Origin of the sequence: Bacillus halotolerans (assembly GCF_004006435.1) — a bacterium.
Taxonomy (GTDB): Bacteria; Bacillota; Bacilli; order Bacillales; family Bacillaceae; genus Bacillus; species Bacillus halotolerans.
The window spans coordinates 2,655,220-2,673,209 of the sequence record NZ_CP029364.1; the positions used below are offsets into that span (position 1 = coordinate 2,655,220).

Consider the following 17,990-nt stretch of genomic DNA (forward strand, 5'->3'; position numbering starts at 1 on the left):
AAAGGGGTTGGAGATTTTTTTATGACAGCCGATCCATGTAGTGAACAAAAGTATAACGGTCGCCCCTGTATACAGATTTTACATGCTCAAAAGCAGTCCCGTTCTGCAAATACGTTGTTCGTTTAATCAACAGGACTGGCGCCCCCTCTTGGATGCCGAGCATGCTTGCTTCATCCTGTGTTGCGGCGCTCGGTTCAAGCTCTTGTTTGGCGCGGGAAATCGGCGTGCTGTTGTACCTTTCGATATGCTCGTAAATCGACGACTTGAAATGAGACTGATTTAATTCACCTGCCAGCTCAAATGGGATGTGTGAGGCTTCGATCGCCATAGGAATATCATTCGCCAGCCGAACCCGTGTGATTTTGTGGATGCGGGACGGGTGCCCGCACCCTAGTATGGCGGCCAGCTCCTCAGTCGAATCGATAAGCTGATAATCGATGAGCCTGCTGCTCGGCCTCATACCGCGGCTTTTCATATCTTCGGTAAAGCTTGTAAGCCCTTGGAGCGCTTGCTCCATTTTTAACTTGCTGACAAAGGTGCCCCGGCCTTTCTGGCGATAGAGAAAACCTTCATTGACCAAATTAGAAAGCGCTTGGCGCACTGTCATCCGGCTGATCCCGAATTGCACGGCATATTCCCGCTCGGAAGGAAGCGGCATATCCGGCTTCAGCTCTCCGCTCTTTATTTGGGCTTTTAATTGCTCCATAATCTGATAATAAATCGGGATAGGAGATTGTTTATCGATATTCATAGCGAAAATCCTTTCAATGCCTGAATCCCGCGGCTTCTTGATCAATCAAAACCGAAACGTTAGGATGCAGATGCAAAGCAGACGCAGGGAATTCCTCGTTGACTTGTCCGTCCAGCAGCCGTTTGGCAGCTTCGGCTTTGCTTGTGCCGGAGATAAGCAGAAGAATCTGCTTGCTTGAGAGAATCGTTTGAATCCCCATTGTAACGGCTTTTTTTGGCACACTGTCAATGGAGGGAAAATATCTGGCATTGGCCTGACGGGTTTGTTCATTTAATGCCACGACATGTGTGCGGGACTGGAATGATGTACCTGGTTCATTAAAGCCGATATGCCCGTTCCGGCCGATGCCGAGAAGCTGAATGTCCGCTCCGCCAAGTGATTCAATCAATTGTTCGTAGCGCTTGCACTCGGCTTCCAGGTCACCTGCGTTTCCATCAGGGATAAAATGCCGGCTCGGATGACTGTCGATATGCTGAAAGAAACGGTCATTCATATAGCGGTGATAGCTGTTTGGGTCATCACCTGAAAGCCCGGCGTATTCATCTAAATTAATCGTGGTGATGTTTTGAAAAGAAAGATTCTCTGTTTGGTGCAGGCGGATCAGCTCGCGGTACGTGCCTTCCGGTGTCCCGCCTGTCGCTAAACCGAGAACGGCATCAGGCTTTTCCCTGACTGTTTCAGCCACAATGCCGGCAGCTTTTTGGCTTAATGCCTCATACGATTGACATTCGATTACTTTCATATATGATCAGCCTCCTTGGATTTAAATGCAATGTTTCCGCGGCAGATGGTGAGAAGCACCTCACATTCACTGCTGACAATTACAAGATCCGCATCTTTTCCCTCTGTTATACTGCCTTTTCGGTCAAAGATGCCAAGCTGTTTGGCCGCGTTTGCTGAAGTTATATTTGCTATATCCGTCCAAGAGCAATTCGTAAACGCGCGCATATGCCGGGCGCTTTCATTCATTTTTAAAATCGAACCGGCAAGCGTCCCGTCCGAAAGAAGAGCTGTTTTTCCCTTTACTGTCACACTCTGTCCGCCGAACTCGTAGACTCCGTCTTTCAGACCTTTCGCCCGCATCGAATCGGTGATCAAGATAAGCTTGCTGCTGCCTTTTGCTAAAAAAGCAAGCTTTGCCGCTAACGGATGGGAGTGGATACCGTCAGCAATAAGCTCTGTGACATACCCCTCATGTGCGAGGGCTGTCCCGATTACTCCGGGTTCACGATGATGAAACGGGCTCATCGCATTGTATAAGTGAGTCATATGGCTGGCGCCTGCTTCAAAGGCTTCCAAAAGTAATGCGGAGTCTGCATCCGTGTGTCCCATTGACGCGATAATCGACTCATCCTTTAAATAACGGATCAGCTCAAATTGCTGGTCCTCCTCCGGCGCAAGCGTGACGATTTTGATCAGTCCGCCTGCCTCCTGCTGCCACTTCTTGAAAAGTGCAAGATCTGAGGGCCTGATCCATTCCTTTGGCTGCGCTCCGGCCCTTTTAGGTGAAACAAAGGGACCCTCCAAATGAATTCCGATCAATTCCGCACCTAAGGAAGAGGATTCCTCCGCAGACTTCCAATCTCTCGCATTTTCGAGAGCTTGAGAAATTTGGCCGTGCTCCTGTGTGATGGTTGTCGCTAAAAAACTCGTTGTGCCTTCCTCAGGCAGTCTTGAGGACATGGCATCGAGCGCGGAAAAGCTCGCATCCATTGTATCTGCGCCATAGCCGCCGTGAATATGAATATCAATCAGCCCCGGAAGCAATACGGCATCCTTTGGGCCTTGAATTTCCTTTGCGTATTGCTCTTTTGGCCGTTCTGTTGAGACAGCGCTGATTTTTCCGTCCTTGACCCCAACATAGCCGTTTTTGATCACTTCATTTTCTGTCACGATACTGATTCCGCTGAGAAGAAGACTATCTGCCATAAATGATCCGCCTTTCTGGAATATGAATAAGTTTATTTTACTCTTTTTCAGACTAGTGATCTAGACCAGCTGACACGTTTGCCAGTCTTTTATAAAATCTGTTTTAGGTTCAAGCCCGAAAGTGATAAAATGAAATTATTGTTGAGCAAGCTCGGGTTATCCCGGAACAGGAGGAACATATCGTGGCAAAGGTTCGGACAAAAGATGTAATGGAACAGTTTCATTTGGAATTAATCAGCGGTGAAGAAGGTATTAACCGCCCGATTACGATGAGCGATTTATCAAGACCAGGCATTGAAATTGCCGGATATTTTACATATTACCCCAGGGAGCGCGTACAGCTTCTGGGGAAAACAGAGCTCTCTTTCTTTGAACAGCTGCCGGAAGAGGATAAAAAGCAGCGAATGGAATCTCTATGCACGGATGTAACACCAGCTATTATTCTGTCTAGAGATATGCCTATCCCGCAGGAGCTCATTGACGCTTCCGAGAAAAACGGCGTGCCTGTCCTCAGATCGCCTTTGAAAACGACAAGACTGTCAAGCCGATTGACCAACTTCCTAGAAAGCAGACTTGCGCCAACCACAGCCATTCACGGTGTGCTTGTCGATATATATGGAGTAGGGGTGCTGATCACAGGGAAAAGCGGCGTCGGAAAAAGTGAAACCGCGTTGGAGCTTGTGAAAAGAGGCCACCGCCTTGTTGCTGATGATTGTGTTGAAATTCGGCAGGAGGATCAGGATACCCTTGTCGGAAACGCCCCTGAGCTCATTGAGCATCTGCTTGAAATTAGAGGGCTTGGCATTATTAACGTCATGACGCTGTTTGGTGCCGGTGCGGTCAGAAGCAATAAACGAATTACAATTGTGATGAATCTTGAACTCTGGGAGCAGGGCAAGCAATACGACCGCCTTGGACTCGAAGAAGAAACAATGAAAATCATTGATACAGAAATTACAAAACTCACGATCCCTGTCCGTCCGGGACGAAATCTCGCGGTCATTATTGAAGTGGCTGCTATGAACTTCAGATTGAAGCGGATGGGCTTAAACGCCGCTGAGCAATTTACCAACAAGCTGGCGGATGTCATTGAAGACGGTGAACAAGACGAATAGGAGTTGGCAATAAATGAATGAAGCGATAGAACCACTCAATCCGATAGCGTTTCAGCTGGGGCCGTTAGCCGTCCATTGGTACGGAATCATTATCGGCCTCGGTGCTTTGCTGGGGCTTTGGATTGCCATGAGAGAAAGTGAGAAACGAGGACTGCAGAAAGATATTTTTATCGATCTCGTCCTTTTTGCGATCCCAATCGCGATTATTTGCGCACGGATTTATTACGTTGCATTTGAATGGGATTATTATGCCGAACATCCGGGGGAAATCATAAAAATCTGGAAGGGCGGCATCGCGATTCACGGCGGCTTAATCGGTGCTATTTTGACAGGCTATGTCTTTTCGAGAGTGAAAAACATTTCTTTCTGGAAGCTTGCGGATATCGCGGCGCCAAGCATTTTGCTCGGTCAGGCGATCGGCCGCTGGGGAAACTTTGTCAATCAAGAGGCACACGGGGAGGCGGTCAGCAGAGCCTTTTTAGAAAACCTGCACCTGCCTGAGTTTATCATCAATCAAATGTACATCAACGGCCAATATTATCATCCTACTTTTTTATATGAATCACTATGGAGCTTTGTCGGCGTTATTATGTTGCTGCTTTTGCGCAGAGCCAATTTGCGGAGAGGCGAGCTGTTTTTAATCTATATCATTTGGTATTCAATCGGAAGGCTCTTTATTGAAGGAATGCGGACTGACAGCTTAATGCTGACAAGTTCGCTTCGCATCGCTCAGGTGATCTCAATCGTATTGATTGTTTTGGCTGTAGCAGCCATCATCTTCAGACGCGTCAAGGGGTACTCGGCGAAACGTTACGCAGAGTAGACGGTAACAAAGGGGGATGAGGGATGAAGAAGATTTTTCTGGCCGGTTTTGCGGCAGGTCTTCAAACAACATGGACACTCGGCAAAGTCATTTTTCCGGTAACGCTGGTGGTCACTTTGCTTCAGCATACGCCTGTCATGGATTGGCTGGTACGGCTGATCACACCGGTAATGGGCCTGTTCGGGCTTTCCGGTGAAGCGGCGATCCCGCTTGTTCTTGGGAATATGCTGAATCTGTACGCGGGGATTGCCGGGATATTGACACTGGATTTATCCGTGAAGGAAGTTTTTATCTTAGCGGTGATGCTTTCATTCTGTCATAACTTGATTATCGAATCGACAGTCGCAGCAAAGGTCGGGATCAGGATTGGCATCATATTGGCAGTGCGCATTGGTTTGGCAGCTGTTTCTGCAATCGTCATCAATCTCATCTGGCATGGCGGGCAGGAAACGGCGCAGTACGGTTTTATCGCTGCAAGGGGTGATGCGCCTGACGGCTGGCTGGCGATGCTGGCCGAGGCTTTAATGAAAGCCGGTCTTGGCGTTTTGCAGCTGGCGGCAATTGTGATCCCGCTGATGATCATCATTCAATTTATGCGAGACTTAGGCTGGCTGCACACGTTTTCGAAGTGGCTGTCTCCGTTTACGCAGATGCTCGGCATGAATAAAAATACCTCGATGACAATGGTGGCCGGCTTGACAATCGGCCTTGCCTACGGAGCGGGTGTCATGATTAAAGCAGTCGAAGATGACGGCGTTGGCAGGCGCGACATGACACTGGCCTTTATTTTTCTCGTTGCCTGCCATGCCGTCGTTGAAGACACACTTGTCTTTATTCCGCTTGGCATTCCAGTTTGGCCGCTTCTGCTGATCCGGGTCACTACGGCTGTGCTGCTGACGATGGCTATATCGTATACGTGGAAAAAATGGAAACCCTCAGCGGTTGGAAAGGAAGCAGTATGACTGATAAACAAGTTACGACAATTCTGTTTGATTTAGACGGAACACTTATTAATACGAATGAATTAATTATCGCGTCATTTTTGCATACGCTGGAGCATTATTACCCGAGCCGCTATAAACGTGAAGATGTGCTTGCGTTTATCGGCCCGTCTCTTTTTGAAACGTTTTCTTCAATGGATGCTGAGAAAACTGAAGATATGATCAGCATGTACAGAACATACAATCACCAGATGCATGACACACTTGTCACCGAATATGAAACGGTTTATGAAACGCTGGATGAACTAAAAAAAGCAGGCTTTACATTAGGAATTGTGACAACAAAATTAAGAGATACTGTCAATATGGGCCTTAAGCTGACGGGAATCGGCGAATTTTTCGAAACCGTTGTTACACTTGATGACGTCACGATGGCAAAACCTGATCCCGAGCCTGTTCTGCTGGCGCTGAAACAGCTGGGAAGCGAGCCTGCGGAAGCCATCATGGTCGGCGACAACTATCATGATATTCTGGCGGGTAAAAACGCCGGCACAAAAACAGCCGGGGTCGCTTGGACGATTAAAGGCCCGGAAGCGCTGGCGAAACATGAGCCTGACTATATGCTTGAGAAAATGAGTGATCTATTACAAATCGTTGGAGTGAAGTAATCTGTGAGAAAAACAGATCGGCATCCGGTATCAGGTGCTAACTCACTGTGGCATGTCTATCAAACGGTGCCTTTTTTGAAGGTAGTGAAGAATTTCATGATTATTCAAATCGCGAGATACACACCGTTTATAGGGATGAAAAACTGGCTGTACCGTACATTTTTGCGGATGAAGGTCGGAAAGCAGACATCCTTTGCCCTCATGGTGATGCCCGATATTATGTTTCCGGAAAAGATCTCAGTCGGAACGAATTCAATCATCGGATACAATACGACCATTTTGGCCCATGAGTATTTAATTCAGGAGTATCGAACCGGTAAAGTCCTGATCGGAGACGAAGTGATGATCGGAGCCAACACGACCATTCTGCCAGGCGTAGAAATAGGGGATGGCGCAGTCGTGTCCGCCGGAACGCTTGTCCATAAGGATGTGCCAGCCGGAGCATTTGTCGGCGGAAATCCGATGAAAATCATATACACAAGGGAAGAAATGCAGGAAAGAATAAAAAGCCCGCTGAATAAATAGCGCGGGCTTTTTCTGTATATTAAAATTGGGTATTGTTTTTTTCCGTTACGTGCTGGACGCCGATCCATTTCTTGCCGACGTTGGAGTATCTTGTGTTCGTCATGGTGACAGTGCTCGTTTTACTGTCCGTACGGAAAATCGCTTCCTTCATGTTTGTGATGGTGCATCTGTCGATAATGACATCGGTATGGAAGGTCGACCCGCCCAGCTGTCTAATAAACTTTCCGCCGTTATCCGCAGTGAAGTTTTTCACTGTAAACGTGCTGGCTTTATTGATTTGAAAGATTTTATCAGAAGCTTTTTGAGCAGAACCGCCGTCAATGGTTACTTTTCCTTCCTTCTTCACAGTTAACGCGTCCTCACCGACATCTTCCCACGTCACATTCTGAATGTTAACGTTTCCATAAGTGTGCACGCCATCAGCAGCAGGAGCTCCGAGCACTACATTTTTCAGAGTTGCTCCGTCTTCCACACGAAAAACAGGCTTTTGGTTTTCGGATTGGCTTCCGTCACCCAATTCTTTTCCTGCTACAAACCGCTGTCCCTTCCCGTCATATGTTGTATTTTTTGGCACGATAATTGTTTCATGAACCACTTTGTCAGCTGCAAAAGCAGTTGATGTCTGAAACTGGCTGAAGCCCATAACCAAACTGAACATAAATAGGATAGACACGATTTTTTTCAATGATAAAATCCTCCCCGGATATCTTTAGTTTTGTAAGAGAAGCGTCAGCATCTTGCACCGGCTTCTCTCACATAGATCGGGGCAAGGCTGAATCTGTTTTAATCATAAAAATAGCCAGCCTGAAAGTAAAGACAAATTTGGATGGAAAATGGAAAATGCGTCATTGTTACCTGATTTAAACATCAAGCATGAGTATTGGCGTATTTGCTCAGGAGAGAGCATAAGAAAAGCTTGTGAAAGCGGGCAGCTTTACTTTTGAACGACGATGGCTTGGCTGCCCATTTGCACCCACGCTTTTTCGAAGCTGGTCCGGTCTGTTTTTCTGTTTTTATAGCCATAAGGGTCATTCACATACACGTAGTTTTCATCATAACCCGTGACGGCGACACTGTGTTCGCTGTACGTGATATCGATCGTTCCGTTTGGCGTTTTCCATGTCTGCATGTTGTCAACCGGCGTAAAGTTGGCTGTCGTGATAACCCAAACCGGGTTGCCTTTCTCAAGCTGCTCATAAACAGCAGAGATGCTTTTTCCTGTCAGATCAGAAACGCTGTCCCCCGCATAGGTTTTAGCGAGCTGATAGATCGGGCCGTGATAGACACCTAGCCCCGGGCCGTTCGCCATATCACCGACAAATCCGTCATTCGGATCACCTTTTAATCCGCTGCTGTATGTCAAAGGCACTGTTGCGATCTGGTTTGCCAGTGTATTCTTTGTCACGTTGTATCCCGCATAGTGCAGCACCATCGCAAGGCTCGTCACCTCACAGCCATTATAGAGCTTTGGGGCATCCATCTGATTGAAAAGCGTGACGTCCATCGGCTCAGCGCTTCCTTTCAGTTTCTTCTCTTTGTTTGCTGCTTCAGATTCATTCTTCGTTGCACCTAAATCAATTTTGAAAAACGAAATATCTATATCTTTTGCATATATTTTGATGCCGAAGAAAATGACAGCAGAAAGTATGATCAGTACACATAACGTTCGCAGTGTTTTCATCTTTAACTCCTTGTTCTCTATTTGATTTGTATTATAGCATGCCAAACATCAAGAATTTGAGATATGACCTACCTTTCATCATTTATTCATGACTTTTTCATATTTAGGAGGAGGATTTCTGAACGAAAAAGATTCGTGCGAAAGTTAAGCATTGATTTCCATTCTTTCATCTGCTAACATATTATCATATTAGCGAACTAAAGGATTCTGAATTTTCCTTCAAACAATTACGGAGGTGCTCGGGTTGATGTTTATGTTTGAAAAACCGCACGGCATGAGAGATACACTGCCCGGTTTATATGAAACGAAAAAAAAGGTGAGGCAATCGTTAACCGATATGATAGATAAATGGGGCTATCAATTTATGGAAACACCGACGCTGGAGTTTTACGATACGGTTGGTGTGCAGTCAGCAATTGAAGAGCAGCAACTGTTTAAGCTTCTGGATCAGGATGGAAAGACACTGGTGCTTCGCCCGGATATGACAGGGCCGATCGCAAGGGTGGCGGCATCAAAGCTGCTGAAACATGATCATCCCCTCAGAGTCGGCTATGCGGCAAATGTGTTCAGAGCCCAGGAACGCGAGGGCGGACGTCCTGCCGAGTTTGAGCAGGTTGGAGTGGAATTGATCGGTGATGGCACGACAAGTGCGGACGCAGAGGTCATTGCCTTAGTAGTCGGTGCGTTAAAAAATGCCGGCTTGACTTCATTTAAAATTGCAATCGGCCACGCGGGCATTGCAGATGCCCTGTTTGTCGAGGTGCTCGGGAATGTTGAACGAGCGGACGTACTGCGGAGGTTTTTATATGAAAAGAATTATGTCGGCTACAGAGAGCACGTCAAATCTCTTCCGCTTTCCTCCATTGATAAAAACAGATTGCTTGAGCTTCTCGAATTGCGAGGGAGCATAGAAGTATGCAGACGTGCTGAAGAAATCGTCGATTCAGCGCAAGGTAAAAGTGTGGTTGATGAACTGAAGGCGCTGTGGGAGATTCTTGAGGACTACGGATGTACGGAAAATGTCCGTCTTGATCTGAATATGGTCAGCCATATGAGCTACTACACTGGGATTTTATTTGAAGTGTACGCGAATAATGTCGGCTTTGTGATTGGCAGCGGCGGCCGTTATAACAAGCTTCTGGGACATTTTAATTCACCGGCGCCGGCGACGGGTTTTGGGCTTCGGATTGACCGGATGATTGAAGCGCTCCATATGAAAGACGAACCTTGTGAAATGGATGCTGTCATTTTCAGCAAAGAACAGCGGGTGCAGGCCATCGCTTTTGCAAATGAAGAGCGTTTGAAAGGTAAAAAAGTTGTTCTTCAGGATTTACTGGGGATTGAAAATATTGATCAGATGACAAAATCATTTGCGAATGTCACCTATTTTATCGGTGCCAGAAAGGAAGAGCAAAATGGGTAAGTTACTCACAATGGCAATGCCGAAGGGGCGAATATTTGAAGAAGCAGCAGGGCTGCTGCGGCAGGCGGGATACAAGCTGCCGGAAGAGTTTGAGGATTCCAGAAAGCTGATCATCGACGTGCCGGAGGAAAATCTCCGCTTCATTTTAGCAAAGCCGATGGATGTCACCACATATGTGGAGCACGGCGTGGCAGACGTCGGAATTGCGGGGAAGGATGTCATGCTGGAGGAGGAACGCGATGTATATGAGGTGCTGGATTTGAAAATCAGCAAATGCCATCTGGCGGTTGCCGGACTTCCCGATACAGACTGGAGCGGCGTCGCGCCGAGAATCGCCACAAAGTATCCGAATGTGGCTTCCAGTTATTTTAGGGAGCAGGGAGAGCAAGTCGAGATTATTAAACTGAACGGCTCTATCGAGTTGGCACCTCTTATCGGGCTTGCGGACAGAATAGTCGACATTGTATCAACGGGACAGACGCTCAAAGAAAACGGACTCGTTGAAACAGAGCATATTTGTGATATCACCTCCCGCTTTATCGTCAACCCAGTAAGCTATCGCATGAAGGATGATGTCATCGACGAAATGGCATCCCGTTTATCTCTTGTTGTGGAAGGAGAAACGGCAAAATGAAAATCAAAACGATCAGCGGCGCGGTCCGGCTTTCTCTCAAGCGGTCAATTGACTCCGGAACCGAAGAACAAAGAAAAGCGGTCCGATCCATTATTGAACATGTAAAAGCAAACGGTGATCAGGCCGTTCGTGACTACACGGCCAAGTTTGACGGCATCAAGCTCGACAGTGCATTGGTCACAACAGAAGAAATTGAAGAAGCATACAGCTTGCTGGATCCCCAGCTGTTGCAGGTGATCAGGCAAGCGATCAAAAACATTACTGAATATCACGAAAGGCAGCTTCAGTCTTCCTGGTTTTATCACAGAAAGGATGGCACAATGCTGGGACAGAAAGTGACAGCACTTGATTCTGCCGGCGTTTATGTGCCGGGCGGAACTGCCGCATATCCGTCATCTGTTTTGATGAATGTCATTCCGGCGCTTACAGCGGGCGTTGAAAGAATTGTTCTTGTCACACCTCCGGGAATAGACGGACGGCTGTCTCCGGGAGTCTTAGCTGCCGCTGCCGAGCTGGGCATTAAAGATATATACAAAATGGGAGGGGCTCAGGCAATTGCGGCGCTGGCGTACGGAACAGAAACCATTGAGCCGGTGGATAAAATCACAGGCCCGGGAAATATTTATGTCGCGCTTGCCAAACGAGAGGTGTTCGGTGATGTCGATATTGATATGATTGCCGGACCGAGTGAAATCGTCGTGCTGGCTGATGAAACAGCTATCCCGCGGGAAATTGCCGCTGACCTGCTGTCACAGGCGGAACACGACATGCTCAGCTCATGTGTGCTTGTCACAGATTCCATGCCGCTGGCTGAGGCCGTTTCAGCCGAGGTGAACGAGCAGCTTAAAACCTTGCCGCGCAGAGATATTGCGGAAGCTTCAGTGAGAGATTATGGATCTATTTATGTGGCTGAAACGATAGATGAAGCGGTCAATACAGTCAATACGCTCGCCCCGGAGCATTTAGAAATCATCACACAGTCTCCCGAAGCTTTGCTTGGCAATATCAAGCACGCAGGTGCGATTTTCTTAGGCCGATACAGCCCTGAACCGGTCGGAGATTATTTTGCCGGACCGAACCATGTACTCCCGACAAATGGAACGGCCAGATTTTCAAGCCCATTAAACGTCACGGATTTTCAAAAGAAATCGAGCATTATTTCATACAGCCAATCAGCCTTTGAAGAACATGCGGATAGCATTGCGGCTTTTGCCAGACTGGAAGGATTAGAAGCGCATGCGAGATCAATCGAAGCGAGAGAACGGAGGAATTCAAAATGAGAAAAGCGGAGCGCGCCAGAAAAACAAACGAAACAGATATTGAGCTGGCATTCGCAATAGACGGCGAGGGACAAGCGGATATCAAAACAGACGTGCCATTTATGACACACATGCTGGATTTATTCACGAAACACGGACAATTTGATCTTTCCATTAACGCGAAAGGCGATGTTGATATAGATGATCACCACACGACTGAAGATATCGGCATTTGCTTAGGTCAGGCGCTGCTTGAAGCCTTAGGCGATAAAAAAGGAATTAAACGCTACGGCTCGGCGTTTGTGCCGATGGATGAGGCGCTTGCTCAGGTGGTGGTTGATTTAAGCAATCGGCCGCACTTGGAAATGCGTGCTGACTTTCCGGCAGCGAAAGTCGGAACTTTCGATACTGAGCTTGTACATGAATTTTTATGGAAGCTGGCGCTTGAAGCACGGATGAACTTGCACGTGATCGTTCATTACGGCACAAATACGCACCATATGATAGAAGCTGTTTTTAAAGCATTAGGACGCGCGCTTGATGAAGCGACAACGATTGACCCGCGTGTCAAAGGGATTCCGTCAACGAAAGGGATGCTGTAAATGATCGGTGTGATAGATTACGGAATGGGCAATTTATACAGCGTCTCAAAGGCGCTGGAGCGTGTCGGCGTGCCGTACTTTGTTTCTGGCATGCCAGAGGAGCTGAGGAAAGCAGATGCCTTCATTTTGCCGGGAGTCGGGTCATTTGGGGATGCGATGGACAATTTGCGCAACGCCAAACTCGATCAATTCATTCACGATATGGTATCAGAGGGGAGACTGCTTCTTGGGATCTGCCTTGGCATGCAGCTATTGTTTGATGAGAGCGAAGAGCATGGAACCGCTGCAGGCCTCGGTTTGTTAAAGGGAAAAGCAGTCAGGCTGAAGCCGGAAGATCAGGAGGGAAACAAGCTAAAGGTTCCGCATATGGGATGGAACCGCCTTTCCTTTCATAACGAATCTCCGCTGCTGGCAGGAGTGGAGGAAGGCTACGCTTATTTTGTCCATTCCTATTATATTGACGGAATGGATGACGGCGCGCTTTTGGCAAGCGCCGAGTACGGTGTGCGGGTGCCTGCGGTTGTCGGAAAAGAGAATGTCTTTGGCGCCCAGTTTCACCCGGAAAAAAGCAGCACGGTCGGAATGTCTATCTTAATCCAATTCACAAAAATGGCAGCAGAACAGAAGGTGAAAAAATGAGTGTTTTTACATTATACCCGGCCATTGATATGAGAAACGGCAAATGTGTACGCCTCGTTCAAGGTGATTACAGCAAGGAAACTGTATACGGTGATTCACCGTTCGACATGGCCTCTTTATTTGCGAGTGAGGGTGCTGAATGGATTCATCTTGTTGATCTTGACGGCGCGAAGGAAGGAAAAAAAGTAAATGACCGTCATGTCATCGAAATTGTACAAAAGCTCAATCTGAAAGTCGAAATCGGCGGCGGCATTCGTTCGGAAAGCGACGTCTACGATTACTTATCGGCAGGAGTCGATCGCGTGATCCTGGGAAGCTCCGCTGTTTCTGATCCGCCGTTTGTAAAAAAAATGCTGAAAGAGTATGGCGAAAGGATAGCCATCGGGCTGGACGCAAGAAACGGCTTTGTTTCAACAGAAGGGTGGCTGGAAACATCAAGTCTTAAGGCGGCTGAACTCGGCAAAGAGCTCGCCAACGAAGGCGCAGAAGTTTTTATTTTTACTGATATCGCGACAGACGGGATGCTGTCAGGCCCCAATATCGAAAGCACAGTGGAACTCGCAAAGGAAACCGGAAAATCTGTCATCGCCTCTGGCGGAGTCAGCTCCGTTGCGGACCTTGAAGCTCTTGCCCGTTATCATGCGAATGGGGTTTCTGGAGCGATTATCGGAAAAGCACTGTATACCAACCAGTTTACACTTGGCGAGGCGCTTGAAAGGATGAAGGGGAAATGATAACAAAACGGATTATCCCATGTCTTGATGTGAAAGAAGGGCGCGTTGTCAAAGGGATTCAATTTCTTGAGCTGAAGGATGCCGGCGACCCTGTCGAGCTGGCGGAAGTATACGATCAGGAAGGCGCAGATGAACTGGTGTTTCTTGATATTTCTGCCTCGCATGAAGGCCGCAAAACGATGGTTGACGTCGTAGAGCAGGTTGCTGCAAAGCTTGCGATTCCGTTTACAGTCGGAGGCGGCATCAATCAGCTTAGCGATATGAAAACGATTCTGCGTGCCGGCGCGGACAAAGTTTCTGTAAACACGGCAGCTGTTCTCCGTCCCGAGCTGATTACCGAAGGCGCGGAGTTTTTCGGCTCTCAATGTATCGTACTCGCCATAGACGCCAAGTACGACGAAGAGTCTGACACGTATAAGGTTTACACGCATGGCGGCAGAAAGAAAACGGACTGGGAAGTTACAGCATGGGCGAAGGAAGCTGTCAAACGCGGAGCCGGAGAAATCCTCCTGACCAGCATGGACTCAGATGGGGAGAAAAAGGGTTTTGACCACAGGCTGACAAAGCTCGTGTCAGAAGGTGTTCCGGTTCCTGTCATCGCCTCAGGGGGAGCAGGAAACGCGCAGCATATGCTCGAGGCTTTTACAAAAGGGGAAGCGGACGCCGCGCTGGCTGCCTCCATTTTTCATTATAAAGAAACATCAATTAAAGAAGTGAAATCATATTTGAAAGAGCACGGGGTGAATGTGAGATGAAACAGGCAGATGAACTGCGTTTTAACGAAGACGGATTAATCCCTGCCATCGTCCAGGACGCGGCAAGCAAAGAAGTGCTGACACTTGCATATATGAACAGGGAATCGTACGAAAAAACACTGGAAACGAAAGAAACGTGGTTTTACAGCCGCTCGCGGCAAGAGCTATGGCACAAGGGAGAAACATCGGGGAATACGCAAGCCGTCAAGGGCATCCGATATGACTGCGACCAAGATGCACTGGTCGTGCTTGTAGAGCCGTCCGGTCCGGCATGCCACACAGGCAGCTACAGCTGTTTTACAAAGGAACAGACAGAAGAACAAACTTCCGGCCGATTTGACATCTTAAGCGAGCTGGAGCGCGTCATCGCAGAACGCCAAGCGGAAATGCCTGAAGGAGCTTACACCACTTACCTTTTCGATGAAGGCGTCGATAAGATTTTGAAAAAAGTCGGTGAAGAAGCATCAGAAGTCATCATCGCCGCCAAAAACCGTGACCACGAGGAACTGAAATGGGAAGCGGCAGACCTGCTGTATCATCTCCTTGTCCTGCTCAGAGAACAAGCATTACCGCTGGATGATGTGCTGGAAGTGCTGAGAAAACGCCATTCTGAATAGTAAATGGAAAGAGCCTATGGATAACGGCTCTTTTTTTATTGTAAGAAAAATGTAATGGGTATTTAGTAATGCAATAGGTGTTTCACATTCCGAATGGATAAAAGAAGGTCAAAACCAAGTCTGATTTCCTATTTATCCAAATTCCGCCATGATGTAACATGGAAAAGGATAATATAATCACCCTGCAACCGGGTCAATAGTATTACTTTTGAAAAATAGAATGATCCCACAAAACCCTTGGAGGTTCGTAATGAAAAAGATTATCTTTATTTGCTTCAGCTTATTACTTGCCCTGACAGGAGGATGCAGTATGAACGACAACGAAAAAAACAGCAAAAACAATGAAAATAAAACAGAAGCCGTAAAACCAAAAGACATGGATCCAAAAGACCTGCCGCAAGTTCCCGCGTTTCAGGACGAGAAAACGAGAGAGTACATGGTGTCAACGAAGGAAGAGGAGCCTGGGTACTATTTGCTGGAGTCTAAGTTGAAAGGATTTAGAATGTTGTTTCCGGAGGATGGGGAGTATCTATCAAGAAGGTCATCTTTAACTGGGAAAAACAAAGAAAGTATTGGATTTAATAGTTATGATAAAGACACCAATGTAATGTTTGATGGCCATGTAACATATTACAAAGAAGAAAGTTTTGTGAATGAACCTGAGACAATGCTAGATATTGTTAGTGGAAAAAATGATTATAAAGGTGAATACAAAAAAAGTAGCAAAAAGAAAACGGATATCTACTTTGCTAAGAAAAAAGACATCTTTGACGATATTGATAGAAAATATAATTATTCATACAGTTACTTCGGGTATGTGAAATCTACAGAAGAAGATAACTTAGGATTAGAATACGCCTTTACTTTCGGATGCAAAAATGAAAATCAACCATGCTCCTTAGATGAAGAAAAGGCTAAAAATAAAGTAGAGAAATTAATTAATTCTATCACCTTTTTAATAGATAAAAAGGAGAAATAAGATGGAAAATAAAAATGTATTTGAGAATGAGAACGTAAAGTTACGGCTAATTGATTTAGAATATGACTATAAACAAAAGTTTGCCTCAATCAATGCAAGTGAAGTTAAGGAAGCCAAAGCGGATTTCGAAGCAGATGTACGGAGAATTTATAAAGAGGAAACCCGCCACGATCTTCCGGAGAATACAAAAATTGAAATATATACCTCCAGTGAACTTGTAAACCAGAATACAAGTATAGAAAGTTCGACCAGAGAATCAGGTTACGATGGGACGGCAATCCATATAATAGATAAGAAAAAACATATCGATCAGCTTCATATTATTTCAGAAGGCAGTGCTGATAATAAGGATTGGTCGTATAACTTTTTTGGTCTTTTTTTAGGAATCGATCATAGTCAGTATGAGGCTACAAAGGAGTTTACTAAAAAAGCAAAGAAAGCAGCAGGTGACTCGGAGGATTTAAAAACATTCGCCTTAGGACATTCCCTTGCTAATAATAACCAAGTAATGGTGCAATTGATTAATGGAGACTATGATGAGGTTTATGGTGTAAATGGGGCTCAAGTCAATATCGATCAATTACTTGAAACTGATGAAAGTTTATATAGATATGTTATTAGGAAATTTAGTTATAAATACGAAGATATTGATTCTATCCCATCAGAAAAGCTAAAAATAGAAATCCAAAAATATTATGAAGACAAAGGCGTCACAGCAAACATCACCCAACGCATATCAAAAGATGACCCGCTGTACGGAGTCAGCGGCAAGGCGGATTTCATTACATTCGGCGATGTGAAGATGGCGGATACGAACACAAGTGTGAAAGGCATCAGAAACATTATGGATGGGATTCCTGATGAAGACGTAAGGTCGATGCAGGAATACCTTCAAAAATATAAGGACGACTATGAAAAAGACGGCTTAAACGGTTTTGTAAAGGCAGCCAGCGGAATAGACATAGAATTGATAGAAAAAGTAAAGCATACAGACGGCGTTTTAGCGAAAGCAAGTGTTGTTTATGAAAATTTTGATGATGTTAAGCAAATGTATGGCCGAATTAAAGAGCAGCTGCCAGCCTTTTTAGGTTTTCTTCACACCCTGTTGGGAAACAGCGGGCCTATTGTAGATCAGCTTGCTGAAAATGGTTATATTGATGATACACAGAAAAAAGTCATAAAAAAAGAGTTATCTAATCTTAATGCGAGTATGAAAGGTATAGAATTACAATACGATGATTTCATTGATCATCTAAAGCATGGCCAATTCACGCAAGCTCTAAATGATGTTGGTAAAATTGTGGAGTATGTAAAATCAATGATTTCTTCTTTTGAAACACTCGACACAGAAACAAAAGACGCATTAAAACTCATCGTCGACGGCCACAGCATCGTTCAAATGCTGAACGCATTATCAAAGGAAAAAGGATTTAGCTATAAGGGTTCTGATATTTACTTTACAGGGAAGGGCGGCTCGGGAGAAACGATTAAAGTCAATATCTCTTCCGCTGTCAGAATCTATCAAAACGGCATGAAGATAGTTGAAGATATGGAAGATGCGATTTCCGCGTACCAAAAGGTATTCCGTCAGGAAATCGATGATGAGTTTATAGACAAAAAACAGGCAATCATCACGTCGATTCAACATATGGAAGAAAACCCTTCGCATTATGCCTTCGATCTTCAATTCCGGCTTGCGGCCGGTTTCAGTCACACATTCGATAAATTAGAGAAAATATCAGTTCATGAATCGTTCCATACAGGTGCTCTCCCTGCTAATGACGGAATTGTTGCAGAACTAAAAAAACAGACATCGGAAAAAAAGAATTTTATCAAAAATATCCGCGAGAGCATCGAAAAGCTATTTGAAAAAGAAGAAATGATCTCACAGCTATTCGATTTTCAGCCTTAGGAG

At 45.9% G+C, this 17,990-nt stretch carries 20 protein-coding genes; 15 read left to right on the plus strand and 5 right to left on the minus strand.

Annotated elements, in window-relative coordinates:
* Nucleotides 1-19: 19 nt before the first annotated feature.
* Genes DIC78_RS13545 through nagA form a run of 3 tightly spaced genes read right to left on the minus strand, consistent with a single transcriptional unit; the run spans nucleotide 20 to nucleotide 2,680 of the window.
* The gene (locus DIC78_RS13545; protein ID WP_127696442.1) at nucleotides 20-751 is read right to left on the minus strand and encodes a GntR family transcriptional regulator; all 732 of its coding nucleotides are present in this window, start codon (nucleotides 749-751) and stop codon (nucleotides 20-22) included.
* 13 nt (nucleotides 752-764) lie between these two features.
* The gene (gene nagB, locus DIC78_RS13550; protein WP_127696443.1) at nucleotides 765-1,493 is read right to left on the minus strand and encodes a glucosamine-6-phosphate deaminase; all 729 of its coding nucleotides are present in this window, start codon (nucleotides 1,491-1,493) and stop codon (nucleotides 765-767) included.
* Nucleotides 1,490-2,680: an N-acetylglucosamine-6-phosphate deacetylase gene (gene nagA / locus DIC78_RS13555; protein WP_106019625.1), complete on the minus strand. Its 1,191-nt coding sequence runs from the start codon at nucleotides 2,678-2,680 to the stop codon at nucleotides 1,490-1,492. The genes nagB and nagA overlap by 4 nt, the downstream gene beginning before the upstream one ends.
* A gap of 182 nt (nucleotides 2,681-2,862) precedes the next feature.
* Between nagA and hprK the strand changes: the two genes are divergently transcribed.
* From hprK to hprF, 5 genes are read left to right on the plus strand one after another with little or no spacing between them, the layout of a single operon-like run.
* On the plus strand, nucleotides 2,863-3,795 hold the full coding sequence (gene hprK / locus DIC78_RS13560) for an HPr(Ser) kinase/phosphatase (protein WP_044159384.1): 933 nt from the start codon (nucleotides 2,863-2,865) through the stop codon (nucleotides 3,793-3,795).
* A gap of 13 nt (nucleotides 3,796-3,808) precedes the next feature.
* Entirely contained in the window at nucleotides 3,809-4,618 is an 810-nt protein-coding gene (gene lgt, locus DIC78_RS13565) for a prolipoprotein diacylglyceryl transferase (protein WP_095712933.1), read from the plus strand.
* A gap of 23 nt (nucleotides 4,619-4,641) precedes the next feature.
* Nucleotides 4,642-5,580 carry a nucleoside recognition domain-containing protein gene (locus DIC78_RS13570; RefSeq protein WP_024122987.1) on the plus strand — a complete coding sequence of 313 codons (939 nt, stop codon included), beginning with the start codon at nucleotides 4,642-4,644 and terminating at the stop codon, nucleotides 5,578-5,580.
* Entirely contained in the window at nucleotides 5,577-6,227 is a 651-nt protein-coding gene (ppaX, locus tag DIC78_RS13575; protein ID WP_024122986.1) for a pyrophosphatase PpaX, read from the plus strand. Before DIC78_RS13570 ends, ppaX begins: the two co-directional genes overlap by 4 nt.
* A gap of 3 nt (nucleotides 6,228-6,230) precedes the next feature.
* Nucleotides 6,231-6,752: an acyltransferase gene (gene hprF, locus DIC78_RS13580; RefSeq protein WP_095712936.1), complete on the plus strand. Its 522-nt coding sequence runs from the start codon at nucleotides 6,231-6,233 to the stop codon at nucleotides 6,750-6,752.
* A 19-nt stretch (nucleotides 6,753-6,771) separates the two neighbouring features.
* Here hprF and pelC read toward each other — a convergent pair whose 3' ends face one another.
* Both pelC and DIC78_RS13590 read right to left on the minus strand, forming a co-directional pair.
* The gene (gene pelC, locus DIC78_RS13585; protein WP_010332018.1) at nucleotides 6,772-7,437 is read right to left on the minus strand and encodes a pectate/pectin lyase PelC; all 666 of its coding nucleotides are present in this window, start codon (nucleotides 7,435-7,437) and stop codon (nucleotides 6,772-6,774) included.
* Nucleotides 7,438-7,686: 249 nt separating this feature from the next.
* Nucleotides 7,687-8,433 (minus strand): C39 family peptidase, encoded by a 747-nt coding sequence (locus DIC78_RS13590; RefSeq protein ID WP_010332017.1) that lies wholly within the window; start codon nucleotides 8,431-8,433, stop codon nucleotides 7,687-7,689.
* A 247-nt stretch (nucleotides 8,434-8,680) separates the two neighbouring features.
* Here DIC78_RS13590 and DIC78_RS13595 point away from each other — a divergent pair, with 247 nt between their 5' ends.
* From DIC78_RS13595 to DIC78_RS13640, 10 genes are all read left to right on the plus strand, one after another.
* Nucleotides 8,681-9,856 carry an ATP phosphoribosyltransferase regulatory subunit gene (locus tag DIC78_RS13595; protein WP_024122984.1) on the plus strand — a complete coding sequence of 392 codons (1,176 nt, stop codon included), beginning with the start codon at nucleotides 8,681-8,683 and terminating at the stop codon, nucleotides 9,854-9,856.
* Complete coding sequence (hisG, locus tag DIC78_RS13600) at nucleotides 9,849-10,490, plus strand: ATP phosphoribosyltransferase (protein ID WP_024122983.1); 642 nt, start codon at nucleotides 9,849-9,851, stop codon at nucleotides 10,488-10,490. The genes DIC78_RS13595 and hisG overlap by 8 nt, the downstream gene beginning before the upstream one ends.
* Nucleotides 10,487-11,770, plus strand: coding sequence for a histidinol dehydrogenase (gene hisD, locus DIC78_RS13605; protein WP_127696444.1), 1,284 nt, complete (start codon nucleotides 10,487-10,489; stop codon nucleotides 11,768-11,770). Before hisG ends, hisD begins: the two co-directional genes overlap by 4 nt.
* Nucleotides 11,767-12,351 carry an imidazoleglycerol-phosphate dehydratase HisB gene (hisB, locus tag DIC78_RS13610; RefSeq protein WP_059292462.1) on the plus strand — a complete coding sequence of 195 codons (585 nt, stop codon included), beginning with the start codon at nucleotides 11,767-11,769 and terminating at the stop codon, nucleotides 12,349-12,351. Before hisD ends, hisB begins: the two co-directional genes overlap by 4 nt.
* Nucleotides 12,352-12,990, plus strand: coding sequence for an imidazole glycerol phosphate synthase subunit HisH (hisH, locus tag DIC78_RS13615; protein WP_127696445.1), 639 nt, complete (start codon nucleotides 12,352-12,354; stop codon nucleotides 12,988-12,990).
* Nucleotides 12,987-13,724 carry a 1-(5-phosphoribosyl)-5-[(5-phosphoribosylamino)methylideneamino]imidazole-4-carboxamide isomerase gene (hisA, locus tag DIC78_RS13620; RefSeq protein ID WP_024122979.1) on the plus strand — a complete coding sequence of 246 codons (738 nt, stop codon included), beginning with the start codon at nucleotides 12,987-12,989 and terminating at the stop codon, nucleotides 13,722-13,724. The genes hisH and hisA overlap by 4 nt, the downstream gene beginning before the upstream one ends.
* Nucleotides 13,721-14,479: an imidazole glycerol phosphate synthase subunit HisF gene (gene hisF, locus DIC78_RS13625; RefSeq protein WP_024122978.1), complete on the plus strand. Its 759-nt coding sequence runs from the start codon at nucleotides 13,721-13,723 to the stop codon at nucleotides 14,477-14,479. Before hisA ends, hisF begins: the two co-directional genes overlap by 4 nt.
* On the plus strand, nucleotides 14,476-15,096 hold the full coding sequence (gene hisIE, locus DIC78_RS13630; RefSeq protein ID WP_105953987.1) for a bifunctional phosphoribosyl-AMP cyclohydrolase/phosphoribosyl-ATP diphosphatase HisIE: 621 nt from the start codon (nucleotides 14,476-14,478) through the stop codon (nucleotides 15,094-15,096). The genes hisF and hisIE overlap by 4 nt, the downstream gene beginning before the upstream one ends.
* Nucleotides 15,097-15,346: 250 nt before the next feature.
* Nucleotides 15,347-16,075 carry a lipoprotein YvcA gene (locus DIC78_RS13635; RefSeq protein WP_106019620.1) on the plus strand — a complete coding sequence of 243 codons (729 nt, stop codon included), beginning with the start codon at nucleotides 15,347-15,349 and terminating at the stop codon, nucleotides 16,073-16,075.
* A 1-nt stretch (nucleotide 16,076) separates the two neighbouring features.
* Complete coding sequence (locus DIC78_RS13640; protein ID WP_127696446.1) at nucleotides 16,077-17,987, plus strand: DUF6792 domain-containing protein; 1,911 nt, start codon at nucleotides 16,077-16,079, stop codon at nucleotides 17,985-17,987.
* Nucleotides 17,988-17,990: the final 3 nt, after the last annotated feature.